This window comes from Leifsonia sp. PARNA 1/14, assembly GCF_055720965.1.
Genome location: NZ_JBVQSP010000001.1, coordinates 259,757 through 274,687, shown reverse-complemented (window position 1 = coordinate 274,687; position 14,931 = coordinate 259,757). Strand labels below are relative to the sequence as shown.

At 72.5% G+C, this 14,931-nt stretch carries 18 protein-coding genes; 12 read left to right on the top strand and 6 right to left on the bottom strand.

All coding sequences use genetic code 11. The features are described from left to right. Positions 1 to 14 precede the first annotated feature (14 nt). Genes AC0HS0_RS01420 through AC0HS0_RS01405 form a run of 4 tightly spaced genes read right to left on the bottom strand, consistent with a single transcriptional unit; the run spans position 15 to position 3,692 of the window. Positions 15 to 188: a hypothetical protein gene (locus AC0HS0_RS01420; RefSeq protein ID WP_472961137.1), complete on the bottom strand. Its 174-nt coding sequence runs from the start codon at positions 186 to 188 to the stop codon at positions 15 to 17. Further along, the gene (locus AC0HS0_RS01415; protein WP_472961136.1) at positions 185 to 1,540 is read right to left on the bottom strand and encodes a dihydrolipoamide acetyltransferase family protein; all 1,356 of its coding nucleotides are present in this window, start codon (positions 1,538 to 1,540) and stop codon (positions 185 to 187) included. Before AC0HS0_RS01415 ends, AC0HS0_RS01420 begins: the two co-directional genes overlap by 4 nt. After that, positions 1,537 to 2,595, bottom strand: coding sequence for an alpha-ketoacid dehydrogenase subunit beta (locus AC0HS0_RS01410; protein ID WP_472961134.1), 1,059 nt, complete (start codon positions 2,593 to 2,595; stop codon positions 1,537 to 1,539). The genes AC0HS0_RS01415 and AC0HS0_RS01410 overlap by 4 nt, the downstream gene beginning before the upstream one ends. Beyond that, positions 2,592 to 3,692 (bottom strand): thiamine pyrophosphate-dependent dehydrogenase E1 component subunit alpha, encoded by a 1,101-nt coding sequence (locus AC0HS0_RS01405; protein ID WP_472961133.1) that lies wholly within the window; start codon positions 3,690 to 3,692, stop codon positions 2,592 to 2,594. The genes AC0HS0_RS01410 and AC0HS0_RS01405 overlap by 4 nt, the downstream gene beginning before the upstream one ends. A gap of 127 nt (positions 3,693 to 3,819) precedes the next feature. Here AC0HS0_RS01405 and AC0HS0_RS01400 point away from each other — a divergent pair, with 127 nt between their 5' ends. From AC0HS0_RS01400 to AC0HS0_RS01370, 7 genes are all read left to right on the top strand, one after another. Continuing rightward, positions 3,820 to 4,248: an Lrp/AsnC family transcriptional regulator gene (locus AC0HS0_RS01400; protein ID WP_472961132.1), complete on the top strand. Its 429-nt coding sequence runs from the start codon at positions 3,820 to 3,822 to the stop codon at positions 4,246 to 4,248. 124 nt (positions 4,249 to 4,372) lie between these two features. Beyond that, complete coding sequence (locus AC0HS0_RS01395; protein WP_472961130.1) at positions 4,373 to 4,795, top strand: hypothetical protein; 423 nt, start codon at positions 4,373 to 4,375, stop codon at positions 4,793 to 4,795. After that, on the top strand, positions 4,792 to 5,031 hold the full coding sequence (locus tag AC0HS0_RS01390; protein WP_472961128.1) for a hypothetical protein: 240 nt from the start codon (positions 4,792 to 4,794) through the stop codon (positions 5,029 to 5,031). Before AC0HS0_RS01395 ends, AC0HS0_RS01390 begins: the two co-directional genes overlap by 4 nt. Further along, complete coding sequence (locus AC0HS0_RS01385; protein WP_472961126.1) at positions 5,028 to 6,224, top strand: low temperature requirement protein A; 1,197 nt, start codon at positions 5,028 to 5,030, stop codon at positions 6,222 to 6,224. The genes AC0HS0_RS01390 and AC0HS0_RS01385 overlap by 4 nt, the downstream gene beginning before the upstream one ends. Before the next feature lie 40 nt (positions 6,225 to 6,264). After that, positions 6,265 to 7,449: a thiolase family protein gene (locus tag AC0HS0_RS01380; RefSeq protein WP_472961125.1), complete on the top strand. Its 1,185-nt coding sequence runs from the start codon at positions 6,265 to 6,267 to the stop codon at positions 7,447 to 7,449. Between the two features lie 32 nt (positions 7,450 to 7,481). Beyond that, on the top strand, positions 7,482 to 8,222 hold the full coding sequence (locus AC0HS0_RS01375; RefSeq protein WP_472961124.1) for an enoyl-CoA hydratase/isomerase family protein: 741 nt from the start codon (positions 7,482 to 7,484) through the stop codon (positions 8,220 to 8,222). Continuing rightward, positions 8,219 to 9,130, top strand: a complete 912-nt coding sequence (locus AC0HS0_RS01370; RefSeq protein ID WP_472961122.1) for a 3-hydroxyacyl-CoA dehydrogenase family protein — start codon at positions 8,219 to 8,221, stop codon at positions 9,128 to 9,130. The genes AC0HS0_RS01375 and AC0HS0_RS01370 overlap by 4 nt, the downstream gene beginning before the upstream one ends. Here the strand turns inward: AC0HS0_RS01370 and AC0HS0_RS01365 are convergent. Continuing rightward, positions 9,102 to 9,506 carry a PaaI family thioesterase gene (locus AC0HS0_RS01365; RefSeq protein WP_472961120.1) on the bottom strand — a complete coding sequence of 135 codons (405 nt, stop codon included), beginning with the start codon at positions 9,504 to 9,506 and terminating at the stop codon, positions 9,102 to 9,104. The two genes, AC0HS0_RS01370 and AC0HS0_RS01365, sit on opposite strands and share 29 nt — an antisense overlap. Positions 9,507 to 9,554: 48 nt before the next feature. On the opposite strand from AC0HS0_RS01365, the gene paaZ reads away from it, so the two are divergent. Continuing rightward, positions 9,555 to 11,606, top strand: coding sequence for a phenylacetic acid degradation bifunctional protein PaaZ (paaZ, locus tag AC0HS0_RS01360; protein ID WP_472961119.1), 2,052 nt, complete (start codon positions 9,555 to 9,557; stop codon positions 11,604 to 11,606). Positions 11,607 to 11,645: 39 nt separating this feature from the next. Here the strand turns inward: paaZ and AC0HS0_RS01355 are convergent, their stop codons facing one another. Continuing rightward, the gene (locus AC0HS0_RS01355) at positions 11,646 to 12,248 is read right to left on the bottom strand and encodes a TetR/AcrR family transcriptional regulator (protein ID WP_472961118.1); all 603 of its coding nucleotides are present in this window, start codon (positions 12,246 to 12,248) and stop codon (positions 11,646 to 11,648) included. Positions 12,249 to 12,329: 81 nt separating this feature from the next. Here AC0HS0_RS01355 and paaA point away from each other — a divergent pair, with 81 nt between their 5' ends. The 4 genes from paaA to paaD are packed head-to-tail and all read left to right on the top strand — an operon-like array spanning position 12,330 to position 14,930. After that, positions 12,330 to 13,307, top strand: coding sequence for a 1,2-phenylacetyl-CoA epoxidase subunit PaaA (gene paaA, locus AC0HS0_RS01350; RefSeq protein WP_472961116.1), 978 nt, complete (start codon positions 12,330 to 12,332; stop codon positions 13,305 to 13,307). Then, positions 13,304 to 13,597 carry a 1,2-phenylacetyl-CoA epoxidase subunit PaaB gene (paaB, locus tag AC0HS0_RS01345; protein WP_472961115.1) on the top strand — a complete coding sequence of 98 codons (294 nt, stop codon included), beginning with the start codon at positions 13,304 to 13,306 and terminating at the stop codon, positions 13,595 to 13,597. The genes paaA and paaB overlap by 4 nt, the downstream gene beginning before the upstream one ends. Continuing rightward, complete coding sequence (paaC, locus tag AC0HS0_RS01340) at positions 13,594 to 14,451, top strand: 1,2-phenylacetyl-CoA epoxidase subunit PaaC (RefSeq protein ID WP_472961114.1); 858 nt, start codon at positions 13,594 to 13,596, stop codon at positions 14,449 to 14,451. The genes paaB and paaC overlap by 4 nt, the downstream gene beginning before the upstream one ends. Continuing rightward, positions 14,448 to 14,930: a 1,2-phenylacetyl-CoA epoxidase subunit PaaD gene (paaD, locus tag AC0HS0_RS01335; RefSeq protein ID WP_472961113.1), complete on the top strand. Its 483-nt coding sequence runs from the start codon at positions 14,448 to 14,450 to the stop codon at positions 14,928 to 14,930. The genes paaC and paaD overlap by 4 nt, the downstream gene beginning before the upstream one ends. Position 14,931: the final 1 nt, after the last annotated feature.

The window sequence follows — 14,931 nt, the reverse complement described above, 5'->3', positions numbered from 1 at the left end:
CGGCGCCTCGTCGCTCAGGGCGCGGGGGCTTCGCCGTCGGTGGGCTCCGGGTGCGGGAGCCAAGGATCGTTCTCTTCGGGGGCGACGTCCTTCTCGAAGTCGAGGTCGTAGTCGTCGGTCTTGTCGGTGCGCAACGGACGCGCAGGGTCCTTCGGCTGTCCTTCGTCGTCAGGCGTGTTGTCGGTCATGCCCTCACGGTACCCGGCGCTTCCCCGGCGAGGAAGGAGATGGGCGACTCGATCGCGTCGGCGATCTCGCGCAGGAAGCGCGCGGCGACACCGCCGTCGGTGACCCGGTGATCGAAGACCAGGCTGAGCTGCACGATCCGGCGCGCGACGACGGCGCCGTCGACGACCCAGGGACGTTCGATGACGCGACCGATGCCGAGGATCGCGACCTCCGGATGGTTGATGATCGCCGCGCTGCCGTCGACGCCCAGGCTGCCGTAGTTGTTAACGGTGAAGGTGGAGCCGGTCAGGTCGGCGGGAGGCAGTGCGCCCTCCCGCGCGGCGACGGCCAGGCGGCCGAGCTCGGCGTCGAGATCGCGGACGCTCAGCGTGCCCGCGCCGCGGATCACCGGGACCAGCAGCCCGCGCGGCGTATCGGCGGCGAAGCCGAGGTTGACGCCCTCGAAGGTCTCGATAGCGTCGCCGGCCTCGGTGACGCGTCCGGCGAGCTCGGGGTGCCGGGCGAGCGCGCTCAGCGCGAACCGCGACACGAACGCGAGGATCGACGGCGGCCGGCCCGCGCGGCCGAGGGCGCGCCGCGCCTCCCACAGCTCGGTCGCGTCGACGTCGACCCAGACGGTCGCCTCCGGGATCTCGGAGCGGCTGCGCGTCATCGTCTCGGCGACGGTGCGGCGCAGGCGCGAGAACGGCGTGACCGCGGCGATGCGGAGGCCCGTGCGGGGGTCGACGTCGGAGGCGGCGGCCGGCCCGGCGGGGGCAGGTGGGGCGACGGTTCGGGCGGGAGGTGCTTCGGGAGCGGTGGCCTTCGCCGCGGCGAGCGCGGCCTCCACGTCGCGCCGGGTCACCACGCCACCTGCGCCGGTCGGCGACAGGGACGCCAGGTCGATGCCGTGAGTGTGGGCGAGCGCGCGCACGACCGGCGAGACGACCGGGACGATGCGGCTCGGGGCACCCGTGGGGGAACCGCCGCGCACGGCGGCACGTCCGCGCCTGCGTGCCGTGGCGTGATCGGTCGTGCCGTATCCGACGAGTACCTGGCCGGAGCCGGCGGCGACGGGTTCGAGGGCGGGCTCGGCCTCGGCGGCGGTCCCGGGGTCGGGCGCGGGCGCGGGCGCGACTTCCTCCTCCACCTCGAGGAGCGGCGAACCGACCAGGATGGTCTCGCCCTCCGCGCCGTGGCAGGCCGCGACCACACCGGCGAACGGCGACGGCACCTCCACGACCGACTTGGCGGTCTCCACCTCCGCGATCGGCTGGTCGACGGCGACGGTGTCGCCGACCGCCACCAGCCAGCGGACCAGCTCGGCGTCGGTCAGGCCCTCGCCGAGATCGGGCAGTGCGAACACGTTCATGCGTCCTCCCACTGCAGGTCGTCGACGGCGTCGAGCACCCGGTCGACGCCGGGCAGGTAGAACCGTTCCAGCTTCGGCGGTGCGAACGGGATGTCGAAGCCGGTCACGCGGCGCACGGGCGCCTCCAGATAGTGGAAGCAGCGTTCGGAGACGCGGGCCGCGATCTCGGAGGCGACGCTCGCGAAGCCCGGGGCCTCGGCGACGACGACGGCGCGACCGGTCGCGCGCACGGCGGCGCAGACCGTCTCGTCGTCGAACGGTGTGAGCGTGCGCACGTCGACGACGGCGAGGCTGCGGCCCTCCTCGGCAGCGGCCTCCGCTGCGGCGAGTGCGACGGGCACGGTCGGCCCGTACGCGATCAGCGTCGCGTCGGTGCCCTCGCGGGCGATCCGGGCGCTGCCGAGCTTCGGCAGAGGCGCGGTGACATCGACCTCCCCGGTCGACCAGTACAGCTTCTTCGGCTCCAGGAAGACGACCGGGTCGGGGTGCGCGATCGCCGCGCGCAGGAGGCCGTAGGCGTCCTGCGGCGTCGAGGGCGCGACGACGGTGAGGCCGGGCGTGTGCACGTAGTACGCCTCCGACGAGTCGGAGTGGTGCTCGACGCCGCCGATGCCGCCGGCGAACGGGATGCGGATCACCATCGGAAGGCGGACGGCGCCACGCGTGCGGTTGCCCATCTTGGCCACGTGGTCGACGATCTGCTCGAACGCCGGGTACGCGAACGCGTCGAACTGCATCTCGACGACGGGGCGGAGGCCGTTCATCGCCATGCCGACCGCCGTGCCGACGATGCCGGACTCGGCCAGCGGGGTGTCGAAGCAGCGCTGCTCGCCGAAGCGTGCGGCGAGGCCGTCGGTGATCCGGAAGACGCCGCCGAGGGTGCCGACGTCTTCGCCGAAGACGAGCACGTCGGGGTCTTGCGCGAGGGAGTCGGCGAGTGCGCGGTTGAGCGCCTGCGCCATCGTCATCGTCGTCACGGCCGGTGGGGTCGGCTGAGCCTCGCGAGGCTCGCCGTCGGCGGAGTGGTCGGCGGGGGCGTCGTGCATGAGCGTCATCGGGCGACCTCCTCGGTGCGGGTCTCGGCGGCGAGCTCGGCGGCCAGGAGGTCGGCCTGCTCGCGCAGTTGCGGGGTCAGCTCGGCGTAGACGTAGGCGAACAGGTCGAGCGGCTGCGGCTCGGCGTCCGCCATGATGCGGGTGCGCAGGTCGAGTGCGACCCGCTCCGCCTCGGCGCGGAAACCGGAGTCGATGTCGTCGTCGAGCGCGCCCTCCGCCTGCAGCCAGGTGCGCAGCCGCAGCAGCGGGTCGCGGGCGATCCACGGCTCGACGTCCGCAGCGCTGCGATAGCGGGTGGCGTCGTCGGCGTTGGTGTGCGACTTCATGCGGTAGGTGAGGGCCTCGACCAGAGTCGGGCCGCCTCCTTCCCGGGCCTCCGTCACGGCCTCCCCCAGCACGGCGAGAAGCGCGGCGAGGTCGTTGCCGTCGACCAGGCGCCCGCGCATCCCGTAGCCGATGCCCTTGTGCGCGAGGCTCGGCGCCGCGGTCTGCCGGCTGAGCGGCACCGAGATGGCGTAGCCGTTGTTCTGCACCAGGAAGACGACGGGGAGGTGGAACACGGCGGCGAAGTTGAGGGCCTCGTGGAAGTCGCCTTCGCTCGTCGCGCCGTCGCCGCACATCGCGACGACCACGGTGTCCTCGCCGCGCAGCCGCGCCGCGTGGGCGAAGCCGACGGCGTGCAGCAGCTGGGTCGCGAGCGGCGTCGCCTGCGGGGCGACCCGGTACTGCTTCGGGTCGTACCCGGAGTGCCAGTCGCCGCGGAGGAGCAGGAACGCCTCGAACGGATCCACGCCGCGCGTGACCACGGCGACCGAGTCGCGGTAGGTCGGGAACAGCCAGTCGCGCTCGTCGAGGACCATCGCCGCGGCGACCTCGCAGGCCTCCTGGCCGTGCGACGACGGGTACACCGCCAGTTTGCCCTGACGCACCAGCGCATCGGCCTGGTCGTTGAGCCGGCGGCCCAGCACCAGGCGGGCATAGCCGTCGCGGAGCACCGCGGCGGACGGGAACGCGTAGTGCTCGCGCGGGTGGCCCGAGCCCTGCTCGTCGATGAGCCGCAGCGGGGTGTCGCCCGGCATCAGATCGTCGGCGTGCATCTGTTCTCCTTCGAAAGACGTCGCTGATCATCAGAATGACTTTGCTGGACCCGATTCGCTACCTGTCCTACGGTTTCGAGACGAATGGATGCGCGGGCTGGCTTTCGATGCCAAACTGTCTTCCACCATGGACGACATCGACTCGCGGATCGTGGACGCCCTGCGGGCGGACGGCCGCGCCTCCATCACCGCGGTCGCGGAGGCCGCGCACGTCTCGCGCGCCAACGCCTACGCGCGGGTCTCCCGCCTCGTCGAGGAGGGAGTCATCACGGGCTTCACCGCCAAGGTCGACCCCCGCCGTTCGGGGCGCGCGTCATCGGCCTACGTGACGATGCGCGTCGAGCAGGCCGACTGGCACGACCTGCGCGAGAGGCTCCGCGGCATCCCGGAGGTCGAGCACTTCGCACTGGTCGGCGGCGACTTCGACGTGATCCTGCTCGTGCGCGCCCGCGACAACGAAGACCTCCGCCGCGTCGTGCTGGAGGAGCTCACGAGCATCCCGTCGGTGCGCGACACGAAGACGTCGCTGGTGTTCGAAGACCACGACCTGCGGTAGGGCGCCGGAGATTTGCGGCAGATGTGGCGATAGGCGCCCCGAGACGCACCATTTGCCGCACATCACGGGTCTGCGGGGCGGCGCCGCTGGTGCGCGACCCCGCCCCGCTCGGTACGCTCGCGCTATGGCGAACCCTGGGGCGGGCACGCTCACGTCGGAGCTCACGATCGCCGACCTGCTGGCGCTCGCGCGGCTGGACGAGCGCGCCGCGGTCGACGGGCTCACCGTCGCGCTCACGTGGAGGTACGAGCACACGTTGACACTCGCGAAGGCGCTCGCGGCCGCCGGATCCGGTGTCATCCTGTCGCTGGTCGTGCCAGTGCTGCAGTCGAACCCCGCGGTGAACCCGGTGCCGGTGGCCGCGTGGCTCTGGGTGCTCGTGGCGGGGATGGTCACGATGCTCAGCGGCGGGGTCTTCTACCTGCTCGCGAGGCGTGCGCAGCGCACCTTCGTGCTGGCACAGGGGCTGCTCGCCGAATTGCTGGCACTCCATTCGGCGCCTGCCGCAGGACCGCAAGCGGCGCCCCCATCAGGGGAGCCCTCGTGAGCACCACCATCGTCGTCGTGCTCGCCTCCTTCGTGGTCGCGCTGGCGCTCTCGCTGGCCCTCGCCGCCCTGATCGTGCGCGCCTCCCGGCTGCAGCACGACCGGGCCCGCGCCGCCGCGCTCACGACGCCCGCGGCGTGGAGCGCCCTCGCCGGAATCTCGCTCTCCGGCTACGCCGATGACGAGCGGGTGCGCAGCGCCGTCGACGGGTTCCTCGCGGCCGGCCGGCCGCGATGAGCTCCCTCTCGCTGCCCCGGCCTCCCGTCTCGGGCGAGCGCGACCCGTCGCGCGCGCACTGGATGGAGCTGTTCTTCGACCTGGTCTTCGTCGCGCTCGTCGGGCAGCTGGCGCATGGCCTCCACGTGCAGCCGTCGTTCGGGACGCTCGCGATCTTCGTGGCCCTGTTCGCGTCGGTCTGGTGGTCGTGGGTCAACCTGACCTTCGTCGTGGACGTCTCGCCGCAGCTGAGCGTGCGGCGGCTCTCGATCGTGATGCTGGTCGCGATGTTCGCGGTCGGTGCACTCGCGGTCGCCGCTCCCGAGGCCGTGGGCGATCGGGCCTGGCTGTTCGCCGCCGGCAACGCCCTGCTGCGGGTCCTGCTGCTCGCGGTGTGGATGCGGATGTCGTGGGGGAACGGCACGGCCTCGCGCGTGCGGATCGTCGCCTACAACGGGGTGACCGCGGTGATCTGGCTGGTCTCGATCGCCCTGCCGGCCCCGGCGATCTACGTGCTCTGGGCGGTGGCCATCGTGATCGAGATCGTCCTCCTCACCGTGACCTCGGGCGCGTGGTCCTCCCTCGCTCTCGACCGGATGAACGTCGAGCACCTGTCCGAGAGGTTCGGCCTCCTCGTCATCATCGTGCTGGGCGAGTCGGTCCTGAGCATCGTGGCGGCGGTGAGCGACGCGTGGACGCCCGCCGCAGGGGGCGTCGGCGTGCTGGCCCTGCTGCTGACGGCCGGTCTCGCGTGGTCGTTCTTCCTCTACGGCGTCGACGCCATGACGAGCGGGCTCGAGAAGCTGCTGGAGGCCGGCGACGCACGCGGGATCCGCGACACGGTCGGCTTCCTCCCCTTCCTCCTCCTCGCGGGCGTCACCGCGCTCTCCGGGGCCCTCGCCGAGGCGATCGCCCACCCGGCCGAAGCCCTGCCCGCCGCGCTCGCGGTCTCGCTCGGCGGCGGCATCGCCCTCTTCTACCTGACGAACGCGATCATCGCCCGCCGCTACGGCGACCCGTGGCCACGGGTGCTGCGCTGGGCGGTCCCGGCTGTTGCGCTCCCGGCGCTGCTGGCGGTGGCCGCGCTGTGGCTGCCTGCGGCGGCCTCCGTCGGGTGCGGTGTGGTCATCCTGGCGTTCGTCGTGACCTCGTCGGAGCTCGCTTCGCGTGCGCGTCGCTTGCCCGACCGGCAGGGTTCTGCAACTATTTACTAGCTGAACGTTCGTTCGGTAATTCGCATTCGAAGGAGCTGCGATGCCCGAGGCCTACCTGGTGGGCGGAGTCCGCACGGCGGTCGGTCGCTACGGGGGCGCACTCGCCGGCATCCGGCCCGACGATCTGGCCGCGCTGGTGGTCGGAGAGTCCGTGCGACGCGCCGGAGTCGACGGCGCCGCGCTCGACGACGTGATCCTCGGTGCCGCGAACCAGGCCGGCGAGGACAACCGCAACGTCGCCCGGATGGCCGTGCTGCTCGCCCGGCTGCCGGACAGCGTGCCCGGAGTGACGGTCAACCGGCTGTGCGCGTCGGGTCTCAGCGCGGTGACGCTCGCGGGGCAGGCGATCCGCGCGGGCGACGCCGACCTGATCGTCGCGGGCGGCGTCGAGTCGATGACGCGGGCGCCCTGGGTGCAGGCGAAGCCCGAGCGGCCCTGGGCGAAGCCGGGCGCCCAGTTCGACACCTCCATCGGCTGGCGCTTCACCAACCCGAGACTCCTCGACCGCGACAAGGCCACCTTCACCATGCCGGAGACGGCCGAGGAGGTCGCCCGCGTCGACGGCATCACTCGCGAGGATGCCGACGCGTTCGCCCTCCGGAGCCACCGCCTGGCCGCCGCCGCGACCGACGCGGGACGGTTCGCCGACGAGATCATCCCCGTCGCGACCGCACGCGGCGACATCGTCGCCGACGAGAGCATCCGCCGCGACACGGACGCCGCTGCGCTGGCCGCGCTGCGTCCCGTCGTCGCCGGCGGCTCGGTCGTCACGGCCGGCAACGCGTCACCCCTGAACGACGGCGCATCGGCCATCGTGGTCGCGAGCGGCGACGCCGTCCGCCGCTTCGGTCTGCGACCGCGCGCCCGGATCGTCTCCTCGGCGAGCGCGGGAGTCGCCCCCGAACTGATGGGACTCGGGCCGGTGCCCGCGACGCACCGGGCTCTCGAACGCGCCGGGCTGGAGGTCGGCGACCTCGGCAGCATCGAGCTCAACGAGGCGTTCGCCTCCCAGGCGCTGGCCTGCGTGCGCCGACTCGGTCTCGACGAGGAGCGCGTCAACGCCGACGGCGGCGCCATCGCCCTCGGCCACGCGCTCGGGTCGAGCGGCACCCGCATCCTGGTGACCCTCCTCGGGCGGATGGAGCGCGAGCAGTCGCGGTACGGGCTGGCGACGATGTGCGTCGGGGTCGGCCAGGGCGCCGCGCTGATCGTGGAGGCCGTGTGAGCGCCGACCGGAGCCCCGAGAACGGAGACGCCGTGACGACCGAGACCCTGCTCGTGACCGAGCTCGCCGACCGTCTGGTCGTGACCCTCGACCGCCCCGAGCGCCGGAACGCCATCGACCAGCGGATGGTCGACGACCTCCACGCGGTCTGCGAACGCCTCGAGCGCGAGCCGCGCCTCCTCATCCTCACGGGCGCCGAGGGCGTCTTCGCCTCCGGGGCCGACATCGCCGAGCTGCGCGAGCGCACCGCCGACGACGCCCGGCGCAGCATCAACGCGACGGTGTTCACCCGCATCGCCGAGCTGCCGATGCCCGTCATCGCGGCCCTCGACGGCTACGCACTGGGCGGCGGAGCCGAACTCGCGTACGCCGCCGACTTCCGCCTCGGCACCCCGCGCCTGCGCATCGGCAACCCGGAGACCTCGCTCGGGATCATCGCCGCGGCCGGTGCGCTCTGGCGCCTCCCGCAGCTCGTCGGCCTCCCGCTCGCGGCGGAGATGACGATGGCCGGGCGCGTGCTCACCGGCGAGGAGGCGCTCGCCGCCGGCCTGGTGAGCGACCTGTTCGAGCCGGACGAGCTCCTCGCGGGCGCGCACGCGCTGGCCGACCGGATCGCCGCGAACGACCCGCTGGCGACGCAGTACACCAAGCGGGTCCTGCGGGCGCCGCTCGCCGAGCATCCGGCCGCGGAGCAGGAGGCGCAGGCTGTGCTCTTCGAATCGGAGGAGAAGCACCGACGGATGACGGCGTTCCTGGAGCGGAGGAAGCGATGAGCGCGGACGGCGGCGGCAGCCTCCCGGGCCGAGTCGGAGTGCTCGGCGGCGGGCGGATGGGCGCGGGCATCGCACACGCCTTCCTGATGGCCGGCGCGAACGTCGCGGTCGTCGAGCGCGACGCCGGGTCGGCCTCCGCGGCGCGCGACCGCGTGCTCACTGCAGTGGAGGGCAGCGTCCGCCGCGGCGCCGTAGCGCCGGAACCCGATCGGATCGTCACGACGGTCGACTGGGACGCCCTCCGCGGCTGCGACCTGGTCGTGGAGGCCGTGCCCGAGCTGCCCGACCTCAAGCGTGAGGCGCTGGAGCGCGCCGAAGAACTCATCGGGCCCCTCGCCGTGCTGGCCAGCAACACGTCGTCGCTGTCGATCGACGGTCTCGCCGCCGGGCTGCAGCGGCCGGGCGGCTTCCTCGGCATGCACTTCTTCAACCCGGTGCCCGCCTCCGCCCTCGTGGAGGTCGTGGCCGGTTCCGCGACCGCGCCGAGCGCCGTCGAACTCGCCACGGGCTGGGTCGCCGCGCTCGGCAAGACCCCGATCGTCGTGCGCGACTCCCCCGGCTTCGCGTCGTCGCGCCTCGGCGTGCTGCTCGGGCTGGAGGCCGTGCGGATGGTGGAGGAGGGCGTCGCCTCCCCCGAGGCCATCGACGCGGCGATGACGCTCGGCTACAAGCACCCGGTCGGCCCGCTGCGGCTGACCGACATCGTCGGGCTGGACGTGCGGCTCGACATCGCCGAGTACCTCGCGAGCGAGCTCGGGCCGCGCTTCGAGCCTCCAGAGCTGCTGCGGCGGATGGTCGCCGAGGGTCTGCTCGGCCGCAAGTCGGGGCGCGGGTTCTACGACTGGAGCGACGAGGCCGGCGGGGGCGCCGGCGACGGGGTCAACCGCGCTCCGGAGCCTCCACGATGAGGTTCGTGATGCGAGCGGTGCAGAGCCGGTTGCCGTCTTCGTCGGTCACCACGACCTCGTGCGAGGTCACTGTGCGACCGAGGCGGATCGCCGTCGCGACGCCGGTCACGAGCCCGCTGCGCGCCGACCGGTGGTGCGTGGCGTTGATGTCGAGCCCCACGGCGCTGCGGCCCGGCCCGGCGTGGATGACCGCGGCCCACGAACCCAGCGCCTCCGCGAACGCCACCGACGCGCCGCCGTGCAGCAGCCCGAACGACTGGCGGTTGCCCTCCACCGGCATCGTCGCGACGACGCGCTGCGCCGACTGCTCCAGGATGCGAACACCCATCTTCTCGTCGAGCTCGCCGAGCTCGATCGTCCAGTCTTCATCGGCCACGGCACCAGCCTACGTGCCACCGGCCCCTGTCCTCCCGGGAGGTACCGAATGAGTCTGCCCAGCTACCTGCGCGATCAGTGGTGGAGCCCCGACAGCGACGACGGCGCCGCGGAGGTGCGCGACGCCTCCACCGGCGAGCTCGTCGCCCGCGTCAGCGCGGCCGGCGCCGACCTCGCCGGTGCGCTCGAGTACGCCCGCACCGTGGGCCAGGCCTCCCTCGGGGAGCTGACGTTCCATCAGCGGGCCGTGCTGCTCAAGCGGATGGCTCAGGTGCTGACCGAGCGCAAGCAGGAGCTGTACGACCTCTCGGCGCGCTCCGGCGCGACCAGGGCCGACGCCTGGATCGACGTCGACGGCGGAATCGGCGCGCTGTTCACCTACTCCTCGAAGGGCCGCCGCGAGCTGCCGAACGCCCAGGTCGTCATCGACGGAGCGCCCGAGCCGCTGGCGAAGGACGGGTCGTTCCTCGGTGAGCACATCTTCACCCGGCTGCCGGGCGTCGCTGTGCAGATCAACGCATTCAATTTCCCGGTGTGGGGGCTGCTGGAGAAGTTCGCGCCGTCGTTCCTCGCCGGTATGCCGACGCTCGCCAAGCCCGCGACGCCGACCGCGTACGTCGCGGAGGCGATGGTGCGCATCCTGGTCGAGTCCGGCCTCCTCCCCGCCGGAACTCTCCAACTGGTGTCCGGCAGCGTGCCCGGCCTGTTCGACCACCTGCGGCTGGGCGACCTGGTCGCGTTCACCGGGTCGGCCTCCACCGCCGAACGGCTGCGCGCGCACGACTCGGTGCAGACCGGCGGCGTGCGGTTCACGAGCGAGACCGACTCGATCAACGCGTCGGTGCTCGGGCCGGACGCGCTGGCGGGAACGCCGGAGTTCGACGCGTACGTGAAGCAGCTCGTCGTCGAGCTGACGGCCAAGGCCGGCCAGAAGTGCACGGCGATCCGCCGCGCGATCGTGCCTGCGGCGGCCGTCGACGATGTGCTCGCCGCCGTGCGCAACCGGATCGCCGAGCGCGTCGTCGTGGGCGACCCGAGGGCGGAGGGCGTGACCATGGGTCCGCTCGCCTCGCGCGAGCAGCGCTCCGAGGTGCTGCGTCAAGTCGCGCGGCTGGTGGAGGCCGGCGGCGAACTGGCGATCGGCGGGCTCGACCAACCGAGCGTGCGGCGGGCGGACGGCAGCGTCGGCGCCGAGCCGGAGGGCGCCTTCGTCGCGCCGATCGTGCTGCGCTTCGCCGACGCGCGAACGCCGGAGGCGCACACGGTGGAGGCGTTCGGCCCGGTCGCCGCCGTGCTCCCGTACGCGACCGGGGCGGAGGCCGCGCAGCTCGTCGCGCTCGGCGGCGGCTCGCTCGTCACCAGCGCCGCCACCCACGACCCGGAGTTCGCGCGCGACCTCGTTCTCGGCACGGCGGCCTACAACGGGCGCATCCTCCTGCTCGACCGCGACGACGCCCGCACCTCCACCGGTCACGGCTCGCCGATGCCTCACCTGGTGCACGGCGGACCGGGCCGCGCGGGCGGCGGCGAGGAGCTCGGCGGCATCCGGGCGGTGCTGAACCATATGCAGCGCACGGCGATCCAGGGCTCGCCCGACCTCCTCACCGCCGTCACCGGGGTGTGGCACGCGGGAGCAGCGGCCGACGCCGACGGCCCGCACCCGTTCCGCAAGTCGCTCGCGACCCTCCGGATCGGCGACCAGGTGAGCTCGGAGGCCCGCCGCGTCACGCTCGACGACATCGAGACGTTCGCGACGTTCACCGGCGACACCTTCTATGCGCACATGGACGAGGAAGCTGCCGCCGCGAACCCGTTCTTCCCCGGGCGTGTGGCCCACGGCTACCTGCTCGTGTCGTGGGCGGCCGGCCTGTTCGTCGACCCGGCGCCCGGGCCGGTGCTCGCGAATTACGGGCTCGAGAACCTGCGGTTCCTGACGCCGGTGTCACCGGGCGACAGCATCCGGGTCGCGCTCACGGCCAAGCAGATCACGCCCCGCGAGACCGACGACTACGGCGAGGTGCGCTGGGACGCGCGCATCACCAACCAGCGCGACGAGTTGGTCGCGTCCTACGACGTGCTCACCCTCGTCGCGAAGGAGTGATTCCCCCGCCGAAGGGCACGGAGGTGGGGCGCGGCACGCTCAGGCGGGGGTGCGGAGCGCCAGCGCGAGGATGGTGGCGGCGAGGTCGTCGGGGGTCACCGCGCCAGCGGGGTCGTACCACTCGGTGAGCGAGTTGATCATCCCGAAGAGCAACCGGGCGACCACTGCAGGATCGCCGTCCGCACGCAGCGCACCCTCGGCTCGCGCCTCGGCAACGAGCGCTGCGACCGCGTGGTCGAACGCGCGGCGCCGCTGCAGCGCGGCCCGCTCGACCTCCGTGTTGCCGCGCACGCGCAGCAGCAGTGTCACGTACGGGAGGCGGTCGGCCAGCACCAGCACGGCCTCGCGGAGCACCAGCGCGAGCCGTTCGGCAGCGGTGCCGGAGGCCTCCTCCGCCGCCCGCAGGGCGCCCTCCAGCCCGTCGAGGGCCTCGTCGAGCGCGAGGGCGAGCAGTTCGTCCTTCGACGCGACATGGTGGTAGATCGCCGACTTGGACAGCCCGAGGCGCTCGGCGAGCATCCCGATGGAGGTGGCGTCGTAGCCGTGCTCGTTGAAGGCCGCGACGGCCACCTCGAGGATGCCGCGCTGGTCGTAGCCGGGCCGGCCCCGGCGCAGGGGCTCGGCCGTGCGGGTGTCGGTCACCTGGACAGTGTGGCATGAACCCGACCGTCTCGCATATACTGAACGAACGATCAGTCAGTATTGATTGGAGCGCCCGGTTCGATGACGAACACCACGGAAAGCACCACGACGCCCGAAGCCGACGCGGGCGAGGCCCTCTTCGAGCAGCTCATCGCGTCCGACTCGCGCATCGAGCCGCGCGACTGGATGCCCGACGCCTACCGCCGCACGCTCATCCGGCAGATGTCGCAGCACGCGCACTCCGAGATCATCGGCATGCAGCCGGAGGCCAACTGGATCAGCCGCGCCCCGAGCCTCAAGCGCAAGGCAATCCTGATGGCCAAGGTGCAGGACGAGGCGGGGCACGGGCTGTACCTCTACTCGGCGACGCAGACCCTCGGCATCACGCGCGACGAGATGACGGAGCAGCTCATCAGCGGCGCGGCGAAGTACTCCTCGATCTTCAACTACCCGACGCTCAGCTGGGCCGACATCGGCGCGATCGGCTGGCTCGTCGACGGCGCGGCGATCTGCAACCAGGTCCCGCTCTGCCGCTGCTCGTACGCCCCCTACGGACGCGCGATGGTGCGCATCTGCAAAGAGGAGTCGTTCCACCAGCGCCAGGGCTTCGAGATCCTGCTCACGCTGATGCGCGGCACCCCGGAGCAGCAGCAGATGGCCCAGGACGCCGTGAACCGCTGGTACTGGCCGTCGCTGATGATGTTCGGGCCTCCGGACGGCGACTCCCCCAACTCAGCACGCTCGATGGCGTGGAAGATCAAACGGTTCTCGAACGACGAGCTGCGTCAGCGGTTCGTCGGGATGCTCGTGCCGCAGGCGGAGGTGCTCGGCGTGACGTTCCCCGACCCCGACCTCCGCTGGAACGAGGAGCGACAGGCCTACGACCTCGGCCCGATCGACTGGAGCGAACTGCAGCGGGTGATCGCCGGAGAGGGCCCCTGCAACGCGCAGCGCATGCAGCGCCGGCGCGAGGCGCACGAGGACGGCGCCTGGGTGCGCGAGGCCGCTGCGGCGTATGCAGCCAAGAAGGCTGCGCGAGCGCAGGAGGTCGCGGCATGACCGATCACACAGAGGTCTGGCCGCTCTGGGAGGTCTTCGTGCGCGCCTCCCGCGGCCTCAGCCACGTGCACGTCGGGTCGCTGCACGCCCCCGACGAGGAGCTGGCCGTGCGCAACGCCCGCGACCTCTACACCCGGCGTGGTGAGGGCGTCTCGATCTGGGTGGTCCGCTCCGACGCGATCACCGCGAGCGACCCGGACGCCAAGGACGCCTTCTTCACGTCACCGGAGGGCAAGAACTTCCGGCACGCCACGTATTACACCGAGAGCGAAGGGGTGAAGCACCTGTGACCGACGCCACGCCGACGACCGGTGCGACGCACGACGACGAGTTCGCACAGCACGGCCACGTCGAGCTCAGCGCGGTGACGCTCTCCGCAGAGTTCGTCGCCTCCGAGGCCGCGGCCTCCCCCGACGTCGCCGAGTACGCACTGTGGCTTGGCGACGACTCGCTCGTGCTCGCCCAGCGGCTCGGCTGGTGGATCTCGCGGGCGCCCGAGCTGGAGGAGGACGTGGCGCTGGCCAACATCGCGCTCGACCTGCTCGGACACGCGCGCTCGCTGCTGCGCTACGCGGGTACGGCCTCCGACCGCTCCGAGGACGACCTCGCCTACTGGCGCGACGAGCAGGACTTCCGCTCGGCGCATCTGTTCGAGCAGCCCAACGGCGACTTCGCGCACACGATCGTGCGGCAGTTCGCGGCCTCCCACTACCTCTTCGAGCTGTACGACCGGCTGCGCGCCTCGGCCGATCCGGTGCTCGCCGCGGTCGCCGCGAAGGCCGTCAAGGAGGTCGCCTACCACTGCGACCACGCCGACCGGTGGGTGCTCCGGCTCGCGCTCGGCACCGACGAGTCGCGCCGACGCACACTCGTCGCGTTCTCCGACCTCTGGCCGTACGTGGGCGAGTTGTTCCGCGACGAGCCGCTGATCGACCGGCTGGAGGACGTCGCGCCCCGGCCCTCGACGCTGCGGGAGCCGTTCGACGCCGCGATCGCGCCGATCGTCGACGAGGCCGAACTCGACCTCCCGAGCACGTTCACCGCGGCGGGCGGAGGCCGGCAGGGCCGGCACTCCGAATACCTCGCGCCGCTGCTCGCGGAGATGCAGGTACTGACCCGCGCACACCCCGGAGCGACCTGGTGACCCGGCACGCCGCAGAGGCGGGCCGGGCCTGGGCGGCCGCGGCGGCGGTGCTCGACCCGGAGGTGCCCGTGCTGACGATCGACGACCTCGGTGTGCTCCGGGCAGTCACGGTGACCGACACCGGGGTGGAGGTCGTGCTCACGCCGACCTACTCCGGCTGCCCGGCGATGGACGCCATCCGCGAGGACGTCGTGCGCGCGCTCGCGGCCCAGGGCTTCGACGAGGTGCGGGTGAGCCTCGCGCTGGCGCCGGCCTGGACGACCGACTGGATCAGCGACCACGGCCGCGCCGCTCTGCGCGACTACGGCATCGCACCGCCTCCCGGCACCGGTCCGGTGCGGCTGACGCTCGGCGTCAAGTGCCCGCACTGCGACTCGCTGAAGACGCACGAGGTGTCGCACTTCGGGTCGACCGCGTGCAAGGCGCTCTTCGTCTGCGACGACTGCGGCGAGCCGTTCGACCACTTCAAGGCGCTATGAG

What these genes read in the sequence shown, in the direction of transcription:
- AC0HS0_RS01385 (WP_472961126.1), top strand. Translation starts at nt 5,028, where the DNA reads ATGAGCTCCCTCTCGCTGCCCCGGCCTCCCGTCTCGGGCGAGCGCGAC.
- AC0HS0_RS01400 (WP_472961132.1), top strand. Translation starts at nt 3,820, where the DNA reads ATGGACGACATCGACTCGCGGATCGTGGACGCCCTGCGGGCGGACGGC.
- AC0HS0_RS01420 (WP_472961137.1), bottom strand. Translation starts at nt 188, where the DNA reads ATGACCGACAACACGCCTGACGACGAAGGACAGCCGAAGGACCCTGCG.
- paaA (WP_472961116.1), top strand. Translation starts at nt 12,330, where the DNA reads ATGACGAACACCACGGAAAGCACCACGACGCCCGAAGCCGACGCGGGC.
- paaB (WP_472961115.1), top strand. Translation starts at nt 13,304, where the DNA reads ATGACCGATCACACAGAGGTCTGGCCGCTCTGGGAGGTCTTCGTGCGC.
- AC0HS0_RS01380 (WP_472961125.1), top strand. Translation starts at nt 6,265, where the DNA reads ATGCCCGAGGCCTACCTGGTGGGCGGAGTCCGCACGGCGGTCGGTCGC.
- AC0HS0_RS01370 (WP_472961122.1), top strand. Translation starts at nt 8,219, where the DNA reads ATGAGCGCGGACGGCGGCGGCAGCCTCCCGGGCCGAGTCGGAGTGCTC.
- AC0HS0_RS01415 (WP_472961136.1), bottom strand. Translation starts at nt 1,540, where the DNA reads ATGAACGTGTTCGCACTGCCCGATCTCGGCGAGGGCCTGACCGACGCC.
- paaZ (WP_472961119.1), top strand. Translation starts at nt 9,555, where the DNA reads ATGAGTCTGCCCAGCTACCTGCGCGATCAGTGGTGGAGCCCCGACAGC.
- AC0HS0_RS01395 (WP_472961130.1), top strand. Translation starts at nt 4,373, where the DNA reads ATGGCGAACCCTGGGGCGGGCACGCTCACGTCGGAGCTCACGATCGCC.
- AC0HS0_RS01405 (WP_472961133.1), bottom strand. Translation starts at nt 3,692, where the DNA reads ATGCACGCCGACGATCTGATGCCGGGCGACACCCCGCTGCGGCTCATC.
- AC0HS0_RS01410 (WP_472961134.1), bottom strand. Translation starts at nt 2,595, where the DNA reads ATGACGCTCATGCACGACGCCCCCGCCGACCACTCCGCCGACGGCGAG.